Below are 19,963 nucleotides of genomic sequence, written 5' to 3' on the forward strand. Positions count from 1 at the left end.
AGCGTTCGGCGTGTGATCGAACGGTGGAACCGGGATCAGGTGCTCGCGCTCGCGCCTGACGCCCCGTCGAGAAAGGCGGCCCAGGGGGTCTCCTCACCCGGCAAGTGGTCGGGTGCGGGCGCCACGGCCGAGGCGGTGTGGGGCGAGTGCGCGGGCAGCGGCTCCAAGCCGTACCGCGCGTGCGTCGACCTGTCGGAGCCCGCCTACCGGTGCAGTTGCCCCAGCAGGAAGTTCCCCTGCAAGCACGCCCTGGGCCTGTTGCTGCTGTGGTCGGCCGACGCCGTCCCCGCCGCCGAGGAGCCCGCCGACTGGGTGGGCGAGTGGCTCGACCAGCGCCGGACGCGGGCGGAGAAGGCCGCGACCGCCGCCACCTCGGCCGCCGAGGGCGGTAAGGGGAAGGCCACCCCCGACCCCCGCAGGGCCGAGCAGCGTGAGCAGCGCGTGAGCGCGGGCCTGGCCGAGCTCGAACTCTGGCTCGCCGACCAGGTCAGGCAGGGCATCGCCGGGTCACGGCGGCACGACCACTGGGACGACCTCGTCAAACGTCTCGTCGACGCCCAGGCCCCCGGTGTCGCGGGTACCGTCTCCCGCCTCGGTGACGTGCTGGCGGGGGAGGACTGGCCCGCCCGTCTCCTCGGCGAATACTCCCTGCTGCACCTGCTCTCGGTGGCGCACCGCCGCATGGCCGCCACGCAGCCGTACGGCGCCGGCCACGGTGGTGGGGAGGGCGACGGCGGAGGGCTGGTCCGCACGGTCCGTGACCGGATCGGCTTCCCCGTCGCGAAGGAGGAGGTGCTCGCCGAGCCCACGGTCCGCGACGTGTGGGACGTGCTGGGGCGCCGCGACTCCGAACAGGACAGGTTGATCACCCGCCGGGTCTGGCTGCGCGGCAGGAACACGGGCCGGGCCGCCCTCGTGCTCTCCCACGCCCCCGTGGGACAGGCGCTCGACGCCTCCCTGGTCACCGGTGTCTCCCTCGACGCCGAGCTGGCCTTCTACCCCGGCTCCGCGCCGCTGCGCGCCCTGGTCGCGGCCCGTCACGACGGCGCCGTTCCCGTGCTCCCTCCTGCGGGACGCACCCCGGGGGAGGCGCTGGAGGAGGTGGCCCGCGCGCTGGCGGGAGATCCCTGGCTCGACTCATGGCCCGTCGTGCTGAGGGAGGTGACCCCCATGACGGCTCAGGGGAAGACCGGGTCCTGGCTGCTCGGCGGCCCGGACAGTGGCCCGGACGGTGGCCCGGACAGTGATCCGAAAGGCGGTCCGGGCGCTGGTCTGAACCGTGGCCTGCCGCTGCACCCGTCGGCGGGCACACCGTGGCGGCTCGTCGCGGTCTCCGGCGGGCGCCCGCTGACCGTCGCTGCGGAGTGGACCCCGCGGGGGCTGCTTCCCCTGACGACCTGGGACGACCAGGGAAGGGTGATCGTGCTGTGAACTCCTCGTGGAACCCCACGCACGGCTGGGAGGACCTCGTCTCGGCCGCGCTCGTCGGCACCGACCGCCGTCCCCTCCCCTCGGGGGCGGCCACCCCGGAGGCCGAGCTGCTCGACCACGCCGCGCTGCTGACCGTCAGGGCGCGCGCCGGTCAGACGCCGCGCGAGGGCCGCCCGCTTGAGGCCGCCCCGCAGGAACGGCAGCCGGAGGTCTCACGGGCGGCCGGTGACAGGCTCGCCCGCATCCTGGGCGGTGAACGGCCGAGACTGCTCACCGAGTGGCTGCAGGCCGCCGCCGTGCGCGGTCACCGGCTCAGCCCGCACCTGCTGCCCGAGCTGCTCGACCAGGCGGCCAGGGACCGGTCGATCCGTCCCCACCTGGGCGTCCTCGCGGGAGCCAGGGGCCGCTGGCTGGCCGGGCTCAACCCCGCCTGGGGCTTCCTGCTCGAAGAGGTCACCGCGCCGGGAGCCGCGCACGAGACGTGGGAGCTGGGCACCTCGGGTGACCGTAAGGCCCACCTCGGCGCGGTGCGGGCGGCCGACCCCGCACGGGCCAGGCACCTGCTTGAGGAGACCTGGGAGAAGGAGACCCCGCAGGACCGCGCCGCCTTCCTTGAGATCCTGGCCGACGGGCTGTCCCTCGACGACGAGCCGTTCCTGGAGAACGCGCTCGACGACCGTCGCCGGGAGGTCCGTCACGAGGCGGCCGACCTGCTCACCCGGTTGCCCGGTTCCCGCCTCGCGCTGCGCATGGCCGAGCGGGCCGCCGCCTGCCTGCACACGGAGAACGGTGAGCTCCACATCGCCCCGCCCCTGGCCTGCGACGCCGCGATGGAGCGTGACGGCGTCAGGGCCAAACCCCCCAGGGGAACCGGCGAGCGAAGCTGGTGGCTCCAGCAGATCGTGGCCAGGGCACCCCTTGAGATCTGGCCCAGGCTGTTCGGCCGCCCGCCCGGAGAGCTGGTCCGGATGAAGATCCCCGACTGGGGGCGCGAGGTCATGGCGGGCTGGGTCAGGGCGACCGTGCTCCAGGGCGACCCCGAGTGGGCCCGCGTCCTGTTCGCCTGGGACCCACTCGCCGACCTGCTGGCCGTGCTGCCCAGGAAGGACCGGGAGGACGTGGCGGCCGGGTTCGTCCGCAGACACGGCCTCGACGGACAATTGATCATGGTTCTCGGTGGCGCCGCGGCGCCCTGGGGCCCCGACCTCGCGCTGGCGGTGCTGGAGAAGATCCTCCAGGTCTCCGGCACCCAGCCGTGGAACCTCAGCGAGCTGAGCAGGCTCGCGGGCGAGCGCATCGACCCCGCCCTGTACGGCATGGCCGAACGCCTCTCACCCGAACCCCCCATCCAGGAGGTCGCCGCCCTCCTGCGTTTCCGTGACGACATGTTGAAGGAGCTTCAGTGACGACGGTCCTGCGGGCCCACGCCGAAGACCAGTACGCCGACGAACTGGCGATCCTGGCCAAGGACGACGACCGGCCCCGCCCTCCGGGCTGGAAGCTGTCCCCCTGGGCGGTGACCACCTACATCCTGGGCGACGGCGACCGGATCACCCCCAAGTACATCGGTCCGAGGCGCATCGTCGAGGTGGCGGTCGCGACCCTGGCCACCGACCGGGCGCTGCTGCTGCTCGGCGTCCCCGGCACCGCGAAGACCTGGCTGTCGGAGCACCTGGCGGCGGCGGTCAGCGGTGACTCGACCCTGCTCGTCCAGGGCACCGCAGGCACGGCTGAGGAGGCCGTCCGCTACGGCTGGAACTACGCCAGGCTGCTCGCCGAGGGGCCGTCACGGCAGGCGCTCACCCCGAGCCCGGTGATGCGCGCCATGTCCGAGGGGCGCGTCGCCAGGGTCGAGGAGCTGACCCGCATGCCCTCCGACGTCCAGGACGCGCTGATCACCGTGCTGTCGGAGAAGACCCTGCCCATCCCCGAGCTGAACGAGGAGGTGCAGGCCACCCGGGGGTTCAACGTCATCGCCACCGCCAACGACCGCGACCGGGGCGTCAACGAGCTGTCCAGCGCGCTGCGCCGCAGGTTCAACACGGTCGTGCTGCCGGTCCCGGCGACCGCGGAGGAGGAGGTGGACATCGTCTCCCGCCGCGTCGAGCAGCTCGGCCGTTCACTGGAGCTGCCGCCCGCGCTGACCGGCCTTGAGGAGATCCGCCGCGTCGTCACGGTCTTCCGTGAGCTGCGCTCGGGGGTCACCGAGGACGGCCGCGCCAAGGTCAAGTCCCCCAGCGGCACGCTCAGCACCGCCGAGGCCATCTCGGTCCTCACCAACGGCATCGCGCTGGCCGCCCACTTCGGCGACGGTGTGCTGCGCCCCGCCGACGTGGCCGCCGGGATCGTCGGCGCCGTGGTGCAGGACCCGGTCTCCGACCGGGTGGTCTGGCGCGAATACCTGGAGACCGTCGTCCGTGAACGCCAGGACTGGCGCGACTTCTACCGGGCCTGCCGTGACGCGGGCTGAGAGGACCACCGTGACGCGGACCGCCGGGGTGCGGGGCGCTGTGGCACGGGCCGCCGGGGCGCGGACCGCTGGAGCGCGGGCTGAGACGGCTCGGGCCGGGGCGGTGCCCGCCGGCACGCGGGAGCCGACCGTCGGGAGGCGCCGGTGAGCGTCTCCGTGCTGGGGGTCCGGCACCACGGTCCCGGCTCGGCGCGCTCCCTGCGGGAGGAGCTGACGCGCCTCAAGCCCGACATCGTGCTCATCGAGGGGCCGCCGGAGGCCGACGACCTGGTCGGGCTGGCCAAGGATCCCGAGCTTCAACCCCCGGTCGCGCTGCTGGCCCACGTCCCCGGTGAGTCGTCCAAGGCCGCGTTCTGGCCGTTCGCGGTGTTCTCCCCCGAGTGGCAGGCGATCCGGCACGCGGTCGAGGCGGACGTCCCGGTCCGTTTCTGCGACATGCCCGCCGCGCACAGCCTCGCCCCGGCCTCCGAGGAGCGGGACGAGGAAGGGAACGAGGAGGACGACCGGGCGCCCGCCGTACGGGCCGATCCGATCGGCGCGCTCGCCCACGCCGCCGGATACGACGACCCGGAACGCTGGTGGGAGGACGCGGTCGAGCACCGGGGGGACACACCGTTCCAGGTGATCGCCGAGGCGATGGCCGCGGTCCGGGAGGGGCACGTTCCCGGCGAGGAGGAGGCCCGGCGGGAGGCCTTCATGCGGCGTGCGATCCGTACGGCGATCAGGGACGGCCACGAGCGGATCGTCGTCGTCTGCGGCGCCTGGCACGTGCCCGCGCTGGCCGGGCCGCCGGACGCCGGGTCGCCCGGCGGTGCCTGGGGGGCCGGGCTGCCGACGGCCAAGGCCGACGACGCGCTGCTGCGCGGCCTGCCGAAGGTCAAGGTCGAGACGACGTGGGTGCCGTGGACGTACGGGCGGCTGGCCGCCTGGAGCGGATACGGCGCCGGGGTGACCTCGCCCGGCTGGTACCACCACCTGTTCACCGCGCCCGACCGTCCGGTCGAGCGCTGGCTGACCGAGGCGGCGGGCACACTGCGCGCCGAGGACCTGCCCGTCTCATCCGCCCACGTCATCGAGGCGGTACGGCTCGCCAGGAGCCTGGCCACGCTCAGGGGAAGACCGCTGGCCGGGCTCGCCGAGGCGACCGAGGCGGTCAGGGCGGTGCTCTGCGAGGGTGACGACCTGCCGGTCGAACTGGTCCAGCGGCGCATGGTCGTGGGAGAGCGGCTGGGCACGGTCCCCGACTCGACCCCGATGGTCCCGCTGCAGCGCCACCTGCGTCAGGAGCAGCGCCGGGTACGGCTCAAGCCGGAGGCCCTGGACCGCGAGCACGACCTCGACCTGCGCAAACCCCTCGACCTGGAGCGCAGCAGACTGCTGCACCGGCTGCGCCTGCTCGGCGTCGGCTGGGGGACGCCGAAGGAGAGCCGGGGCAAGGGCACCTTCCGTGAGTCGTGGACACTCGCCTGGCGGCCCGAGTTCGACATCGACCTGATCGAGGCGGGCGTGTGGGGCACGACCGTCCCCGCGGCCGCCGTCGCCCGGGTCCATGACCTGGCACGCGGCGGGCAGGAGAAGCGGGAGGTCCCGCTGGCCGTCCTCACCGGCCTGGTCGAGCAGTGCCTGCTGGCCGACCTGCCGGACGCGCTGCCGTACGTGATCGAGGTCCTGTCCGAACAGGCCGCCCTGGACGGCGACGTCACGCACCTGATGGCCGCCTTCCCCGCGATGGTGCGCGCCCAGCGCTACGGCGACGTGCGCGCGACCCCCGCGGAGGGGCTGGCGGCCGTCGCCGACGCCATGCTCACCAGGATCTGCCTCGGGTTCGGCGGCGCCGCCGCCGGGCTCGACGAGGACGCCGCCCGCGACCTGCTGAAACACGTCGACGCGGTGCACGCGGCCGTGACCCTGCTCCAGGACGCCCCGGTGCCCGAGGGGGAGGAGTCACCGGCGGCGCGCTGGCTGGGCGCGCTGCGCGGGGTCTCGGGACGTTCCGGCCTGCCCGGGGTGATCGAAGGACGTCTCACCAGGCTCCTGCTGGACGCCGGGGATCTCGAAGCGGACCAGGTGGGCGCCGTCATGGCCAGGGCCATGTCCGCCGGGCACCCCCCGGCCCGCGCCGCCGCCTGGGTCGAGGGCTTCCTGTCCGGGGGCGGCCTGCTGCTGGTCCACGACTCCCGGCTGCTGGCGCTGATCGACGAATGGCTGACCGGGCTGGCGCCGGAGACGTTCGTCGACGTGCTGCCGCTGCTGCGCCGTACGTTCGGCGCCTTCGCCGCACCCGAGCGGCGCTCGATCGGCTCCCGGGTCAGGTCACTGGGCACCGGGGAGGGCCCCGCCACGACCGGGGACGCCGAGGAGATCGACGAGGAACGCGCGGCGGCGGCCACACGCACCGTGCTGGCACTTCTGGGAAGGACGGAGATCGCGTGACGGACGAGAGGCTGCGCCGTTGGCGGCTCGTGCTCGGCGGCGACGCGGACGGCACCGGATGCGCGCTCGGCGGGGTGGACGCGCAGATGGACGGTGCCCTGGCGGCGCTCTACGGCGGTGGGGAAGGCGGCAGGGAGGGCGGTGAGCGGAGCGCGGGCCTCGGCGGCTCCGCGCCCAGGGTGGCGCGCTGGCTGGGGGACATCCGCTCCTACTTCCCCTCGACCGTCGTGCAGGTCATGCAGAAGGACGCGGTCGAACGGCTGAACCTCACCCGGCTGCTGCTCGAACCGGAGATGCTCGAGGCGGTGGAACCGGACGTCCATCTGGTCGGCACCCTGCTGTCCCTCAACCGGGTGATGCCGGAGAAGGCACGCGAGTCGGCCAGGGCACTGGTCGCGAAGGTGGTGGCCGACCTGGAGCGCCGGCTCACCCAGAAGACGAAGGCGGCGGTGACGGGGGCGCTCGACCGCGCCGCCAAGACCAACCGGCCCCGCCGGGTCGCCGACATCGACTGGGACCGCACGATCAGGGCCAACCTGCACAACTACCTGCCCGAACGCGGCACCGTCGTGCCCTCAAGGCTCGTCGGGTACGGCAGGCGCCAGCGCGCGGTCCAGCGGGAGGTCGTGCTCTGCATCGACCAGAGCGGGTCCATGGCGGCCTCGGTCGTCTATTCGAGCGTGTTCGGAGCGGTCCTCGCCTCGATGCGCTCGCTGAAGACCTCGCTGGTGGTCTTCGACACCTCGATCGTCGACCTGACCGAGCAGCTCCACGACCCGGTCGAGCTGCTGTTCGGCACACAGCTCGGCGGCGGCACCGACATCAACCGGGCCATCGCCTACTGCCAGGGGCTCATCACCCGGCCCACCGACTCGATCTTCGTCCTGATCAGCGACCTCTACGAGGGAGGCGTCAGGCAGGAGATGCTCCGCAGGGTGGCCCAGATGACCGCGGCGGGCGTCCAGGTGATCGTGCTGCTGGCGTTGTCCGACGAGGGCGCGCCCTTCTACGACCACGAGAACGCCGCGGCCCTCGCCGCTCTCGGCGTGCCCGCCTTCGCCTGCACCCCCGACGCCTTCCCCGGCCTCATGGCCGCGGCCATCGAGCGCCGTGACGTCGGGGTGTGGGCCGAGCGGGAGCTGGGGGTCGCGGCCACCTGACCCGGTCCCGGCGGGGGCGGTACGGAGGCCCGGCCCCGCCGAAGGGCGACGGGAACGATCAGGGCACGGGGCAGAGCAGGGGGCCGACGGCCTCACGCAGATCGGGGGAGATGGGGGAGGGACGGAGGGTCGCCGGGTCGAGCTTCACCTGGACCCGGCGGCCTTCGGCGTGCACGACCGACATGTCGGCCGACAGCACGCGGAAGCCGTACACGAGGCTGGTCGTGCCGAGGTGCTCGACCCAGAAGTGCACGGACGCCTCGCCCACCTTGGAGATGGGGGCGTGGTAGGTGACGGAGAACTCGCGCACCACGAAGAACAGGTCGGCGAAGTGCGGCTCCGAGGGGTCGAAGGCCCAGCCCCGCGCGGCCCAGTAGCCCGAGAGGGCCCGTTCGAGCAGCAGGACATACCGGGCGTTGTGCACGACGCCCATGGCGTCGAGGTCCTCGAAGTGGATCTGGACGGGGTGGACGTGCCCGGGTAGCAGGGCGGTCGTCATGTCAGGCCTCCGGGAGGATGCTGGGGTCGGTCGCCAGGGTGCGGAGCCGGTCGAGCACGGCCCGGCGGGCGTGCTCACGGCTCCGTTCGTGCTGGAGCAGGCGGGTGTGGACGACCACCACCGCGCCGAGTGCCTCGATCTCGAAGGCCAGCTGCCGGGGGTCGGTCTCGGGCCGGAGCTGACCCAGGGCGACGGCCCGCCCGGCGAGCCCGGCCAGCAGATCCATCCAGTCGTCGATCGCGGCGGCGACGGCGTCACGCACCGGCCCGGGCCGGTCGTCGAACTCACTGCCGACGGCCTGGAAGAAGCAGCCGCCGGGCAGCCGCTCCGAGGCGTAGAAGTCCAGGCGGAGCTCGTGCAGGGCCAGCAACCTGGGCAGCCCCCGTGGCGCGCCCAGGGCGGGCTCGACGATCTGCTCGATCCACTGCCGCCGGGCGTGCTCCACGATCGCGAGCTGCAGGGACCGCTTGTCGGGCCAGTGCGCGAAGAGCCCGGACTTGCTGACGCCGAGCGTCTGGGCGAGCCGGGCGAGCGAGAGGCCTTCGAGACCCTCGACCGAGGCCAGGCGGACGGCGGCGTCGAGCACCGTCCCGCGAGTTCGCTCGCCACGCAGAAGCCGTCCGTCGATCACGCGCCCACCCTAGCAAACAATATGACCGATCGGTCGCACATATTTTCACGCACGGTCCGCGGCGCACGGTTCGCGGGGCGTGGTTCTACGGCGCGTGGTCCTACGACCAAGGGCCGACTCACGGGACCGATGCCGGGGCGGGGCGGCGACCGTACCGTCCAGTGCATGACTTCCACCGTGGTCGAAGCCCCCCAGGAGGGGATGTTCGCCGAACGTTATCGCGCACTGACGGTCGGTATGGTCGCATTGATCGTTCTGGTCGCCTTCGAGGCGCTCGCGGTCGCCACCGCGATGCCGGTCGTGGGCCGCGAACTCGACGGGATCGCGCTCTACGCGCTGGCCTTCAGCGGGGCGCTGGCCGCCGGGATGGTCGCGACCGTGCTCGGCGGGCGCTGGGGAGACCTGCGCGGGCCGGTGGCCCCGCTCTGGACCGGAATCGGGGCCTTCGCCGCCGGACTGGTCGTGGCCGGGATCGCGCCGACCATGGACGTGTTCGTCCTCGGCCGGTTCATCCAGGGATTCGGCGGCGGGATCTTCCAGGTGGCGCTGTACGTGCTGGTCTCCCGGGTCTATCCGGCACAGATGCACCCCAGGGTGTTCTCGGCCCTGGCCGCGGGCTGGGTCGTGCCGTCCATGGCCGGGCCGCTGGTCGCGGGCGTCGTGGTCGAACATCTCGGCTGGCGCTGGGTCTTCCTCGGCGTGCCGATGTTCGTCCTGCCCGCCGCGCTGCTGCTCTGGCGGGGCCTGGCCGTCGTCCCCGAAGGGGAACGTGAAGAGGAGACGGGCAGGCGCACCCCCATCGCCAGGCGTCTCGGCTGGGCCGCGCTGACGGCCGTCGGCGCGGCCCTCATGCAGTACGGCGGAGCGGCCCGCGGCGTCGGGCTCGTCCTGCTGGCCGCCGGGCTGGCCGTACTGGCCCTGTCACTGCCCAGGCTGCTGCCGCCGGGCACCCTCAGGGCCGCGCGGGGCCTGCCGTCGGTGATCGCGCTGCGCGGCGTCGTCGCCGGCACCGCCCTCGGCGCTGAGGTCTTCCTGCCGCTCATGCTCACCGGGGAACGGGGACTGTCACCGGCCGCGGCCGGGATGGTGCTCACCGCGGGCGCGCTGGCCTGGGCGTTCGCCTCGTGGGTCGTCGGACGGGGCTGGATCGGCAGGGTGCTGATCCTGCGGGCGGGACCTGTCATGATCGCCCTGGGCATCGCGCTGATGGCTCTGACGATCTTCCCCGAGGTCCCGGTCGCGCTGGCCGTCGCCGGAGAGACGATCGTGGGACTCGGCATCGGAAGCGTCTACCCCACGTTGTCCGTGCTCGTCCTGGAACTGTCGAAGCCTGGGGAGGAGGGGGAGAACAGCGCCTCGATGGGCATCGGCGAGTCGGTCTTCACGGTCGTCCTGGTCGCGGTCGTCGGGGCGATCGTCGCGGCCTTCGGCGCGTCCGGGCCGGTGTACCTGGCCTGCTTCGCGCTGACGGCGCTCGTGGCCGCCACGGGCACCTTCGCCGGGGGCCGCTTCAGGACCTGAGCGTGGACCATGGCCGGGACGGTTTGAGGGCTGAGCGGGACGCGGTGGGGTGGAGGTCCGGGCCGGTTCGGAGTTTGAGCGCGAGATCCGGCCGGGGGCGGTTTGAGGGCTGGGCGGGACACGGTCGGGACACGGTCGAGGGGCGGTTCGGAAGCCGGGCGCAGGTCGCGCCGGGGGTGCAGGCCCGGCCGGTTCGGGGCGGGAGCGGTTCGGGGTTTGAGCGTGGGGCGTGGTCGGGGCGGGGCCTGGACCGGGGTCGGTTCGGGGGAGGTCGGGGCCCTGAGCGTGAGGCGCGGCCGGACGGGGAGGTCCGTGGCCGTGACACCATGGGGAAGACGCCGAGCGCCTTTCGTGTTGGGAGAAGGAGTCCCGCCCCAGAGCGGGACTCCTTGTGTTTCCGAGACGTCTCCCAAGGCGTTTTCCCGATCTGTACGGAATCGAGGGGGTCCATGCCGCGCGTACGTGAGCTTGAGGTGTTCCGGCTGGTTCTGCCCTACGGCAGGCGTCCCGAGGCGGTCCTCGTCCGGCTCACCGACTATGGGGGCATGACCGGGTGGGGGGAGATCGTCGACCCGGGCCCCAAGACCTGGAGGCTCCTGCAGGAAGAGCTGAGCGGCGCGCTGATCGGCCTCGACTGGGAACATCCCGACGAACTGGGCGACGTTCCCGGCGGACCGGCCGCCGACATGGCCTGCTGGGACCTGTGGGCGAGGATGCGCGGCGTGCCGCTCTCCCACGCGCTCGGCGGTAGCCGTACCTCGCTGATGGCCACCGTCAGGATCGGCGCGGAACGCAACCTGGAAAGCCTGGTCGCACGGGTCAACCGGCACGTCTGCGCCGGATACGCCCACGTCACCCTGGACGTCCACCCCGGCTGGGATGTCGAGCCGCTGCGCGCGGTGCGTCAGGCCTACCCCGCCCTCGGCATCGGCGTCGACGCGCGTGGGGGCTACACCGACGCCAAGGCCCTCGAGGCGATGGACGCCTACACGCTCTCGTCCATCGAGCGCCCCTTCACCGGCCTCGCGGGCCACGCCGACCTGCAGGAACGCGTCGCCGCCCCGGTGCTGGCCGAGGTCTCCTCGGCCGCCGAGCTCGACGAGGCGGTGGTCACGCGCGCGGGCCGGGCGCTGCTGCTGCGCCCCTCGGCCATCGGCTCCCTGCGTGAGGTACGGCGGATGCACGACATCGCCGCCGCGGCCGGATGGGAGATCGCCTGCTCGGGAGGCCAGGGCACCGGCCTGGCCAGGGCGGCGACGGTCGCCGCGGCCAGCCTGCCCGGCTGCGGGCTGCCCTGCGACGTGGCCGAACCCCCGCGCAGCGCGCAGATCGTCACACCGCCGGTGGGTGCCTCGGACGGCGTGATCGCCGTACCGCTCACCCAGCCGGGCCTGGGCCACACGGTCGACGTCAATCGTGTCCGCCGCCTGGCCAAGGAGACCTACGCCGTCTGAGCGGTGGCTCAGTTCATGGTCACCGCGCCACGGCGCGCTCGGTCGGTCGGGCACGACTCACGAGCCGGGACGGTCAACGTTCGCGTTCCCGTCGTAGCCTCTGGATCTCGCGGTGCAGCTCACGCTCACGGTTCGCACGCAGCCGCTCGTGCCACTGTGTCCCCCGTTCGGCGGCCTCCTGGTCCATGCGCGCCTGGGCGTCCGCGACCTCGTTCAGGACGAGCCCGGAGCCGATGAGCGTGGCCAGCACGACGAGGGTGAACAGGCCGACCGGGCCGGTGACGAATATCAGGGCGAGAATCGCGAGACTTCCGAAGAATACGATTTTTGCGGCGTTGTCTATCGCGTCGATGTTTCTGTCGAAGAACGACATTCGTTAACGCTCTCCTCGTGGGGGAGTGGCCTGCTTTCGGGTTCGCGGGTTCGCGGGGTCGCGGCGGGATGGGAACGGTTTTGACGGCGGGTGGAGTTCCCGGGGATGGACTACGGTCTTTCTGTGCCGTTTCCGGGTGATGGGCGATTGCCTTCCGGCCACAGCCCGTGCGCGTACTCCATGAGATCCTCGGTGACGACGCGACGGGCCGGTAAGGGATCAGGCCGGCCTCCAGCAGGCTGATCAGGTAGGGGCGCGACACGCGCAGCACGTCCGCCGCCTGCTGGGTGGTCAGTTCGGCCCCCGAGGGGATGACCGAAACGCCCCGGCCTCGTGCGACCTGCGTCAGAACGTGGGCGAGCAGGAGGAGGGCCTCGCGTGGGAGAACCAGCGGATTTTCGTCACCTGGGTCGGCGGTGAACCGGACGCCGCTCTCGCCGGGATGTCGCCTGAGAATCTCTTCGAGCCGCCCAGCGGCGTCGGCCGCTTTTCGGGTGTCCATCGATCCTGGATTGACCGAGAACTTGACGTGAATGCCGGGCACGTCTATCTTCCCCTCGTAATCGCACTATCTGAAACAGGCGAAGCAATCGAAACGGCGGCGGCGCGGCACTGACGGGGGTCGACCCTGCCGCCGTAAATATCCGGCGTTTAGTGTGATATCCAGCTTTTCCATCCACGGTGAGCTGGGGGAGACGGGGTGGCGTGACCGAGCGGATGGTGCCCAACCCTCGGCACGAACGGCTGAAACAACTCCTGAGAGAGGCCGAGTACGGTTCCCAGGAGGTTCGGCAGGCCTATCAGCGCGCCGTTGGAGCGATGCAGTCGGGAAAGGTCTGGACGGGGCCGACGGCCGTCAAGTGGGGCGCCGAGCTTGAGGCGCGGCACCAGCGACTGGGACAGCTCGCCCGGCGGGTCGTGGAGGCGATCGAGGAGGAACTGCGCAGGCAGCCTCCGCTGGTGACCGAGTCCGAGGCGACAGGCGAGAGCCGACGCTGGGACTTCTCCGAGTACTCATGACCGTTGCGACCGCGAAGGAGAGCGTCCCATGGCGTCCACCGGTGAGTTCTGCGGTATCGACCCTGATGAGATGGGACGGTTGGCCGTCTCCCTGGACGGCGCCGCCGCGCGGCTGACCAGGTTCTGCCATGAGCTTGAGGTGAGGCTCCAGCAGGAGAAAGTCGATGTTCCCGCGTTGCGGGAGATCACCACCATCGCCGAGTGGGGCAAGAGCCAGTGCTCCATGCTCTTGGGACGGGCCGATCTGATCAGAAACCTGGGTGACGGCGCCCCCGAACTGGGGGGTGCCGTCGCGACGACGGGCGGTCAGGGGCTTGTTCACCTGCCCGACGACCTGGAGTCGATGGAACGCGCCCAGGGGCTGGCCAGGATGTACGGAAACGACATCCTCGTCAACTACGGCGGTGAGGTCCAGGCCACGCTCATTCATGAGCACGCCGACGAGATCGCTCAACTGGCCGACAATCCGCAGGCCGCTGCCGCCTTCTTCGCCCTGTTGCCGGCGAAGGCTCGTGACAGTCTGCCCAACATCATCGCGGCCACCGGCAGCAAGACCGCCAAGGCAGACCTGGCCGCCTTCGGCAAGGCTCTGGGTGCGGCCCTGAACGCCCCTGTTTTGGTTCCCGCCTTCGCCAAGGTCGGAGAGGACCTGACGAAGCCGGCCGGTAGCAAGATCGTCGCGTGGAACCGTCTCGCGCTGCTCAAGGGGGCGAATGCCCCCGCCAAGGTGCGTAGTGCGGCGGCCCGCGCGCTGGTGCTGGACGACTTCATGAAGAACCCCAAACAGGACTGGCGTGCCGGATCCGTCGAGGCGAGGACGTACGGCCTGCCCACCGACCTGGTCGCGCTGGGACTGGAGGTCCTCGCCGGGGACGGGGTGGCGGCACGGGAGGCGTTCGCCACGATGGGCGGGCCGGACGTCAAGCTCAGCCAGGTCGAGAAGATGAAGCGCTTCCTCGACTACGCCGACCACGCGGGCTCCGAAGACGATGTTTTTGACGCCCTCGGCCGAGCTCTGGAAGCAGGTGCTGGGGCTACGGACGAGAAGGCGGGAGCACATAGTCCAGCGGCGTCTGTCTTCGCCTTCGATGTGATCAAGGTCATGAGTCCCTTTGGCGATGGTCTTCCAACTGCTGCTCGAGACTCCATGGCCGCCATCGGCGCGTCCTATATCCATGAACTCGCCTCGGGTGCCCGCTTCGACAAGGCTGTGGATCGAACCTCTGGATTCCAAGTTCCAGACAACTGGGTTCCTCTTCCTGGTGTGACCCCGGCGTTCTATCTCAGCCCTGGAGACACCTATCGCTTCATGAAGACCTTTGTCGGAGTCGAGGAGCTCACCGATCGCTTCGATGAGACTGCGGCGCAGTTCCGTTACGAAACATTGATAGCGGCGGGTGCGAAGGATTCGCAGGGGCGGACCAGACATTTTGAGAATGTGGCGAAAATGTTTGGCAATCTGGCCGGCTTGGAATTCAAGGCAACAATAGACGTGCGGGGTGAGAGGGACGCCACTGACGAAATGGTTCGCGGTTTTATTAAAGACACAGCCTCGCTGGCGATTGATCGGATTCCCCTCAAGAATACGATTCTTAAGGAAGGGTGGGATCTCGCCAAAACTTACGGTGTAAGTAAGCTTCTCGATGGATGGGCTGAAGGGTTCTATAATCGCGTCGAAGAGGCTACCGGGGCGCGGGCGGACTTCGTGCTTCGGCAGAAGTATGACATGGCGCATCTACTTTACGAGTCAGGTTATCCTGCAAGCGACCCGCCTGCCGAGCTCATCAGTAAAGATACTGGATCGCTTAAGACTTACGATGAGCTTTTGATGGAGGCGAAGCGGGAGGCTGGCGAGGGTAAAAAATGGGAAGTAGTGTTGAAAAATAAGTTGAAGCCTTACGAGTATTGGATGGATGGTAATGGAAGGTTCGACACCAAAGTTGAAGATTCCGCTGCCTTCCAGGCAAGCGAGAGGCCTAAGGAGGAAATAGGGATCTGGGGCTAGGTTATTTCCCTATCGAGGGAGGCAGGCCGTCATTGCATGAAGCCGCCAGGTAGGGGCTTCTGAGCCTACGTAGACGGTCACTCTGATCTCGGGATTCTCTTTCGCTCCATAAATGAATCGTCCATCTTCGGCGTCCGTCTGGCTGAGATCAAAATCCAGTTTGTATTTCAACTTCTGAGCGAGTGTGTTCTCCATGAGGGTTTCCGCAAGGTCGAGATGATTCTCCAGCGGTTCGTCGACGCGCTCGTAGTCCGCCGTTGCCCGTAGTACGCGACGGAACTTGTCCTTGGCGCAGGGGATGTCCTTGTCCGGGCGCTGGATGATGTGCAGTTTCTTGAGGGGGTTCTTGAAGACGTCGTCGGTTTCCAGGAGGTGGGTGTCCTTCTGGAGTTCTGCGGTGGCTTCCTTCAGGGAGGGTTCGGAGGTGGTGCATCCCGAGGCCGCGATTATCAGCGTCAAGCCGATGGCCAGTGACCGGGCGACGCGCATGCCTTACCTCCGAAAGTGCGGTTGATGCTGAGACATACCGATCTTCGCCTAGTCGGATCGCCTCCGCCATGTTCTTGACCGTATTCGGTGTCAGAAGCCGGAGATTCGGAACCAGACCGATCGGGTGGTCTCACCGCGGTGCGTCCCCCATGTGGTCGCGAGCAGATTCACCAGCCAAAGGCCGCGTCTGCCGTCCTCGTCGAGACCGGGTGTCCGGACGATTGGCGCACTGGTGGACGAGTCGTCGTCGGTCACCTGCACGTGGACGTCGCCGGGAGCGTGCGTCATTCGTACGGTCACCTGCCCGCCCGGCGTGCGTCCCGAGTTCGAGTGGGTGACCGCATTGGTGGCCACCTCACTCAGCAGGAGTAACACATCGTCGAGAACCGGACCGGCGATTTGCCCAGTCAGGAGATCGCGTGCCCATTTTCGGGCGATGGGAATAGATATCTCCTTTCCCGGGAAGTTCCGCTGCCAGGTATCGTGAGGCGCCTTCGGCCGGGTGTCGCCGTAATGGCCGATCGGACCGTTGACCCTCATGTGCCCACCTCCGCCATGATGACGTCGGCGGCGTTGTCCGCGTGGGCCTCCACCCATTTGTCTCCCGGCCACATTCGCGCCCACCAGGGCCGCCAGGTGAAGGCCCAGCCGGAACGCCATATGACGATGACGCGCAGCAGGGTGCCGGACGCCGAACGGATCTCCAGAACCGGCTCCCCGGCCGTGGGGAGAATCAGGACGACACCCACACCGAGGGCGTTCAGCGACCGGCCGAGCCGAGCCAGATGGTCGAATCTCTCGTGCTGCTCGCCTGGCGTCACGGCCGGGCTCCGGAATGCTTTCCGGCGTGCCCGGCCGGGAGACCGAATTTCATCGGCGTATTCATTGGAGGGTTGCTTCCTTCCCGGTGCAGAGGTGATTGGTTGCTTTCTTCTTCGCTCCTCCCGGCGATAGGGGAGTGCGTTTATGATGCTCCCCTGATGCCTGGTCGGGTATCTGTTCCGCAGTCCAGAGCAGGGTGGATGATGACAGCCGTTGGTCTGTCCGGGACTGAATTCGGTATCACCGGCCGGGCAATAGGTCTGTTTTTTATAATTCGGGAGGGAATGTGATGGAAGTGGTGCCGGCTCTCGTCCCCGCGTCCCCGCGTGTGCGGTTCGGCGTCGAGCTGCGCCGCCTGCGGGAGGGCGCCCAGCTGTCGCAGGCCGCCGTGGCCTCCCGGCTCGGGTGCACCCAGACCCAGGTGAGCCGTCTGGAGAAGGCCGTCCGCAGTCCGTCGAAGTCCGACGCCGATCGGCTGGACCGGCTCTTCGGCGCCGAGAGCGGCGTCTCCTTCGTCCGACTCTACGAGCGCATCACCGCCCAACCCGGTGGCCCGGTCTGGTTTCGGAGCTGGGCCGAGGAGATCGAGCCCACCGCCCGCGTCCTACGATCCTGGGACCCCCTCCTGATTCCTGGACTCCTCCAGACGGAGGCCTATGCCCGGCACCTTTTCAGCTTGGAGCCCAGGGCCACTGCCGAAGTGGTTCAGAATCAGGTCGGAGCGCGAATGCGGCGACAGCGAATCCTCGATCGTGACAGCCCTCCACTTGTCCTCGTGCTCGTCGACGCCGGTGTACTGCATCGCAAGGTCGGCGATGCCAAGGTGATGCGTGAGCAATTGGACTGTCTTCTGAAGATCGTTGAGCGTCCTGCGGTCTCCATTCAGGTTGTCGACCCGGACTGTCTTCCAGGTTTGGCGGGGGCCTTTATGATTGCCGAGCTTCCTGATGGGAACCCGGTCACCGTCCATGCGGACTCACCAGCCCAGGGGCATGTCACGGCTGACTGCGAACTCGTGACCCTGATTCAGGAGCGATATGAGGCGATACGTCTGTGGGCTTATCCTGAACGCGCATCCCTCAAGATGATCGAGAAAGCGAGACGCGAGTGGACCTGAGCGCCGCCGTGTGGCGGAAATCATCGCTGTCTTCAGGGAACGGCGGTCAGTGTGTGGAGGTAGCCGTGAACCTTCCCGAGATGGTCATCGTTCGTGACAGCAAGGACTCGGACGGTCCCAAGCTGTTCTTTGCCCCTCATGCGTGGAGGTCCTTCGTTGGTGAAGTCAAGACCGGTGAGTTCGACCGCTGACCTGGTTCGGGCGATCGGAGAAAGCGAGGGGGCATGGACTTGAGCGCCGCTGCATGGCGAAAGTCGTCACGTTCCGGAGACAACGGCGGTCAGTGTGTGGAGGTGGCCGTGAACCTTCCCGGGGTGGTCGCCGTTCGTGACAGCAAAGACCCGGACGGTCCCAAACTTCTTTTCGCTCCCGCCGAATGGAACGCCTTCGTCGACGGGGTGAAGAACGGTGTGTTTGACCAGTGACGTGGTCCGGGCGGTCGGGAGAAGCCGACCGCCGGGATTGGATCGGCGACGGGTGACGCCATCCTCCATCGCTGGTCGCCTCCCTTGAGGTCGCCGACCGCTTCCCTGAGAAAGAGCCTTCCGGACGGGACAGGCCGTTGTTGAAGAAGGCCTCGACCAAGGGGGTGAGGTTGTGCGCCGTTCTTCCTCACCGAGGTCGCCCGCGAACCCCACAGAGGTCACCTGGGAGCCTCCCCACTGAGGGTCGTCTGCCGCCCCCCTGAAATCCTCGCCGAGGCCCCCACAACCCCAGCCGGGAGCCTCCTCACCGAGATCGCCCGCGAGCACCCCACGGCCCTGCCAGGAACCCCTCGCCGAGCGCGACGGTGTCGACCGGCGTGGACGGGAGGGGCGAGGCGTGCGCCGTACACAGCCGTGTTCAGAGGTTGGGCGCCGATGCTCCAGCGTGTGGGAGGGCGCGCTGGGCGTGCGCCGTACTCAGCCGTGCTCCGAGGTCAGGCGCAGCCTTCGTTGATCTCCTTGACCGGGGCCGGTTCCGTCGGCTTGCCCGACTTGGAGGTGGTTCCTGTGCCCCGCGCGCCGCTCGGGCCGGCGGTGGCACCCGAAGAAGCAGTAGCGCTCGGAGAAGCAGTGGCGCCCGAAGAGGCGGTGGCGCTCGGAGAAGAGGTGACCCCTGGCGTGGCGGTGGTGCCTGAGGTGGGAGTCGCGGGGGCGGCGAGTCGTTCCCGGGACGCCGAAGCGGTGGACGAGGTGTGGACGGCCTTGGCGGTGAGGGAGCGGATCTTGGCCCAGTCGGGGTAGCCGGTGCTGATCAGCGGCGGGACGAACTGGACGCTGGTCACCTCGGCGCTCTTCACCTTCAGGGCCAGCGGCACCAGGTGCTCCAGCATCGGCCGTGGGATGTCGGTCTGGAGGAGTTCCCTGGTGGCCAGCGCGATCCGGTTGAACCGGGAGAGCACGGTCGCCGGGTCGGCCTGCTGGAGCAGGGCGCTCAGCACGCAGCGCTGGCGGCCCATCCGGGTGTAGTCGTCGCTGAAGGTGCGCGAGCGGGCGAACCACATGGTGTCCGCCCCCCCGAGCCTGCGGGTCCCCGCCTTGACCAGGCCCTCGTTGTACTTGCCGAAGACGATGTCCTGCGGCACGGTCAGCCGCAGGCCGCCGATGGCGTCGATCAACCGGGCCAGGCCCCACATGTTCACCAGGGCGTACCAGTCGACCCGCAGGCCGAATGTGTATCCGACCGTCTCCATGAGGGTCCTGGCGCCCTGGTTCTTGCGTCCGCCGAAGAGCTCCGGGTGGGAGTCGGCGTACTCCCAGACCGAGAACAGCAGGTCCTCGCGGGAGCCGTCCGGGTTGGCGGGCAGCCGGAAGCCGTTGGGAAAGCGCTTGGCCATCGGGGAGCCGGGGACGAACCGGATGTTCTCCAGGTTGCGCGGCAGGCCGAGCAGTACGGTGTTGCCGGTTCTGACGTCGATGCTGGCCAGGTTGATGCTGTCGGTCCGTACGCCGACCCGGTGGGTGTCGGCGTCACCGCCGAGCAGCAGGATGTTCACCCGGGTCCGGCCCTCCCACGGATCGCTCTCCTGGGAGGAACTGGCCCGGGGGGCGGGGGTGGCCGGCGGGGCGCTGAAGATCCGGTCGAGCGCCGACTGCGAGACCGTGGCGTACTGCCCGGCCAGGCCGAACGGCAGCACGACCGTGATGGCGAGCAGACCCGCGATCACCCCCGCGACCGCCTGTGCGGGGCCGCGGAGCATGCCGGGCCGAAGCACCGTGAAGGAGTGCACGACCAGGACGAACCAGGCCAGGCCGAGGACCGGGGCGCCGATCGTGATGGCGGACAGCCAGGTCGAGGTGACCAGCAGCCCGGCCAGGTCTCCGAGGTCGGTGGTGAGCAGCACCCACAGCACGCCGAGCAGCAGCAGGGCGTAGACCGACAGCAGGGCGATCCCGGTCCTGCGCCATCCCGCCCGTAGGTGCCCCGCGCCGGGCAGTATCGCCGACAGGGCCGTCCAGCCGACGACCGCGCCGAGCCTTCGCGGCCCCCGTGGTCCCGGTCGCCTTGATCCGTCCTGCACCCGCTTCCCCGATCTCCCCACGCGCTTGAGCGCCG

General features: G+C 69.7%; 20 protein-coding genes. 13 read left to right on the forward strand and 7 right to left on the reverse strand.

All coding sequences use genetic code 11. The features are described 5' to 3' along the window. The first annotated feature begins 12 nt into the window (after positions 1-12). The 5 genes from ABT340_RS16010 (at position 13) to ABT340_RS16030 (ending at position 7,494) form a co-directional block, all read left to right on the forward strand. Positions 13-1,431: an SWIM zinc finger family protein gene (locus ABT340_RS16010; protein WP_352011496.1), complete on the forward strand. Its 1,419-nt coding sequence runs from the start codon at positions 13-15 to the stop codon at positions 1,429-1,431. Next, a complete protein-coding gene (locus ABT340_RS16015) occupies positions 1,428-2,837 on the forward strand; it encodes a DUF5691 domain-containing protein (RefSeq protein ID WP_352011497.1) in 1,410 nt (469 codons plus the stop codon). The genes ABT340_RS16010 and ABT340_RS16015 overlap by 4 nt, the downstream gene beginning before the upstream one ends. Further along, on the forward strand, positions 2,834-3,901 hold the full coding sequence (locus tag ABT340_RS16020; protein ID WP_352011498.1) for an ATP-binding protein: 1,068 nt from the start codon (positions 2,834-2,836) through the stop codon (positions 3,899-3,901). The genes ABT340_RS16015 and ABT340_RS16020 overlap by 4 nt, the downstream gene beginning before the upstream one ends. Positions 3,902-4,045: 144 nt before the next feature. Continuing rightward, positions 4,046-6,334, forward strand: coding sequence for a DUF5682 family protein (locus ABT340_RS16025; RefSeq protein ID WP_352011499.1), 2,289 nt, complete (start codon positions 4,046-4,048; stop codon positions 6,332-6,334). Further along, complete coding sequence (locus ABT340_RS16030; protein WP_352011500.1) at positions 6,331-7,494, forward strand: VWA domain-containing protein; 1,164 nt, start codon at positions 6,331-6,333, stop codon at positions 7,492-7,494. The genes ABT340_RS16025 and ABT340_RS16030 overlap by 4 nt, the downstream gene beginning before the upstream one ends. A gap of 58 nt (positions 7,495-7,552) precedes the next feature. On the opposite strand, the gene ABT340_RS16035 is transcribed toward ABT340_RS16030, so the two are convergent. Beyond that, positions 7,553-7,993 (reverse strand): acyl-CoA thioesterase, encoded by a 441-nt coding sequence (locus tag ABT340_RS16035; RefSeq protein WP_352011501.1) that lies wholly within the window; start codon positions 7,991-7,993, stop codon positions 7,553-7,555. A gap of 1 nt (position 7,994) precedes the next feature. After that, the gene (locus ABT340_RS16040; protein ID WP_352011502.1) at positions 7,995-8,624 is read right to left on the reverse strand and encodes a TetR family transcriptional regulator C-terminal domain-containing protein; all 630 of its coding nucleotides are present in this window, start codon (positions 8,622-8,624) and stop codon (positions 7,995-7,997) included. A 165-nt stretch (positions 8,625-8,789) separates the two neighbouring features. Between ABT340_RS16040 and ABT340_RS16045 the strand changes: the two genes are divergently transcribed. Next, positions 8,790-10,145, forward strand: coding sequence for an MFS transporter (locus tag ABT340_RS16045; protein ID WP_352011503.1), 1,356 nt, complete (start codon positions 8,790-8,792; stop codon positions 10,143-10,145). Positions 10,146-10,594: 449 nt separating this feature from the next. Continuing rightward, positions 10,595-11,599 carry an enolase C-terminal domain-like protein gene (locus tag ABT340_RS16050; RefSeq protein WP_352011504.1) on the forward strand — a complete coding sequence of 335 codons (1,005 nt, stop codon included), beginning with the start codon at positions 10,595-10,597 and terminating at the stop codon, positions 11,597-11,599. A gap of 73 nt (positions 11,600-11,672) precedes the next feature. Here ABT340_RS16050 and ABT340_RS16055 read toward each other — a convergent pair whose 3' ends face one another. After that, positions 11,673-11,972, reverse strand: a complete 300-nt coding sequence (locus ABT340_RS16055) for a hypothetical protein (RefSeq protein ID WP_352011505.1) — start codon at positions 11,970-11,972, stop codon at positions 11,673-11,675. A 352-nt stretch (positions 11,973-12,324) separates the two neighbouring features. Between ABT340_RS16055 and ABT340_RS16060 the strand changes: the two genes are divergently transcribed. The 3 genes from ABT340_RS16060 to ABT340_RS16070 all read left to right on the forward strand — a co-directional run bounded on the left by ABT340_RS16060 (position 12,325) and on the right by ABT340_RS16070 (position 14,997). Continuing rightward, positions 12,325-12,588, forward strand: a complete 264-nt coding sequence (locus ABT340_RS16060; RefSeq protein WP_352011506.1) for a hypothetical protein — start codon at positions 12,325-12,327, stop codon at positions 12,586-12,588. Between the two features lie 89 nt (positions 12,589-12,677). Further along, entirely contained in the window at positions 12,678-12,992 is a 315-nt protein-coding gene (locus tag ABT340_RS16065; protein ID WP_352011507.1) for a hypothetical protein, read from the forward strand. Between the two features lie 28 nt (positions 12,993-13,020). Further along, positions 13,021-14,997, forward strand: coding sequence for a hypothetical protein (locus tag ABT340_RS16070; protein WP_352011508.1), 1,977 nt, complete (start codon positions 13,021-13,023; stop codon positions 14,995-14,997). Positions 14,998-15,006: 9 nt separating this feature from the next. On the opposite strand, the gene ABT340_RS16075 is transcribed toward ABT340_RS16070, so the two are convergent. The 3 genes from ABT340_RS16075 to ABT340_RS16085 form a co-directional block, all read right to left on the reverse strand. Continuing rightward, a complete protein-coding gene (locus ABT340_RS16075) occupies positions 15,007-15,486 on the reverse strand; it encodes a hypothetical protein (RefSeq protein WP_352011509.1) in 480 nt (159 codons plus the stop codon). A 90-nt stretch (positions 15,487-15,576) separates the two neighbouring features. After that, complete coding sequence (locus tag ABT340_RS16080; RefSeq protein ID WP_352011510.1) at positions 15,577-16,026, reverse strand: ATP-binding protein; 450 nt, start codon at positions 16,024-16,026, stop codon at positions 15,577-15,579. Continuing rightward, positions 16,023-16,307 (reverse strand): hypothetical protein, encoded by a 285-nt coding sequence (locus tag ABT340_RS16085; RefSeq protein WP_352011511.1) that lies wholly within the window; start codon positions 16,305-16,307, stop codon positions 16,023-16,025. The genes ABT340_RS16080 and ABT340_RS16085 overlap by 4 nt, the downstream gene beginning before the upstream one ends. A gap of 290 nt (positions 16,308-16,597) precedes the next feature. On the opposite strand from ABT340_RS16085, the gene ABT340_RS16090 reads away from it, so the two are divergent. The 3 genes from ABT340_RS16090 to ABT340_RS16100 are packed head-to-tail and all read left to right on the forward strand — an operon-like array spanning position 16,598 to position 17,850. Then, positions 16,598-17,425 carry a helix-turn-helix domain-containing protein gene (locus tag ABT340_RS16090; protein WP_352011512.1) on the forward strand — a complete coding sequence of 276 codons (828 nt, stop codon included), beginning with the start codon at positions 16,598-16,600 and terminating at the stop codon, positions 17,423-17,425. An 8-nt stretch (positions 17,426-17,433) separates the two neighbouring features. Beyond that, positions 17,434-17,616 (forward strand): DUF397 domain-containing protein, encoded by a 183-nt coding sequence (locus ABT340_RS16095; RefSeq protein ID WP_352011727.1) that lies wholly within the window; start codon positions 17,434-17,436, stop codon positions 17,614-17,616. 33 nt (positions 17,617-17,649) lie between these two features. Continuing rightward, positions 17,650-17,850: a DUF397 domain-containing protein gene (locus ABT340_RS16100; protein ID WP_352011513.1), complete on the forward strand. Its 201-nt coding sequence runs from the start codon at positions 17,650-17,652 to the stop codon at positions 17,848-17,850. Between the two features lie 494 nt (positions 17,851-18,344). Here ABT340_RS16100 and ABT340_RS16105 read toward each other — a convergent pair whose 3' ends face one another. After that, the gene (locus ABT340_RS16105) at positions 18,345-19,928 is read right to left on the reverse strand and encodes an LCP family protein (RefSeq protein ID WP_352011514.1); all 1,584 of its coding nucleotides are present in this window, start codon (positions 19,926-19,928) and stop codon (positions 18,345-18,347) included. Between the last annotated feature and the right edge of the window lie 35 nt (positions 19,929-19,963).

Source organism: Streptosporangium sp. NPDC000239 (assembly GCF_040300765.1).
Classification (GTDB): domain Bacteria; phylum Actinomycetota; class Actinomycetes; order Streptosporangiales; family Streptosporangiaceae; genus Streptosporangium.

Excerpts from the sequence above, each read along its gene's own strand:
- ABT340_RS16075 (WP_352011509.1), bottom strand. The coding sequence starts at position 15,486 with ATGCGCGTCGCCCGGTCACTGGCCATCGGCTTGACGCTGATAATCGCG.
- ABT340_RS16055 (WP_352011505.1), bottom strand. The coding sequence starts at position 11,972 with ATGTCGTTCTTCGACAGAAACATCGACGCGATAGACAACGCCGCAAAA.
- ABT340_RS16035 (WP_352011501.1), bottom strand. The coding sequence starts at position 7,993 with ATGACGACCGCCCTGCTACCCGGGCACGTCCACCCCGTCCAGATCCAC.
- ABT340_RS16045 (WP_352011503.1), top strand. The coding sequence starts at position 8,790 with ATGACTTCCACCGTGGTCGAAGCCCCCCAGGAGGGGATGTTCGCCGAA.
- ABT340_RS16050 (WP_352011504.1), top strand. The coding sequence starts at position 10,595 with ATGCCGCGCGTACGTGAGCTTGAGGTGTTCCGGCTGGTTCTGCCCTAC.
- ABT340_RS16090 (WP_352011512.1), top strand. The coding sequence starts at position 16,598 with ATGGAAGTGGTGCCGGCTCTCGTCCCCGCGTCCCCGCGTGTGCGGTTC.
- ABT340_RS16070 (WP_352011508.1), top strand. The coding sequence starts at position 13,021 with ATGGCGTCCACCGGTGAGTTCTGCGGTATCGACCCTGATGAGATGGGA.
- ABT340_RS16080 (WP_352011510.1), bottom strand. The coding sequence starts at position 16,026 with ATGAGGGTCAACGGTCCGATCGGCCATTACGGCGACACCCGGCCGAAG.
- ABT340_RS16100 (WP_352011513.1), top strand. The coding sequence starts at position 17,650 with ATGGACTTGAGCGCCGCTGCATGGCGAAAGTCGTCACGTTCCGGAGAC.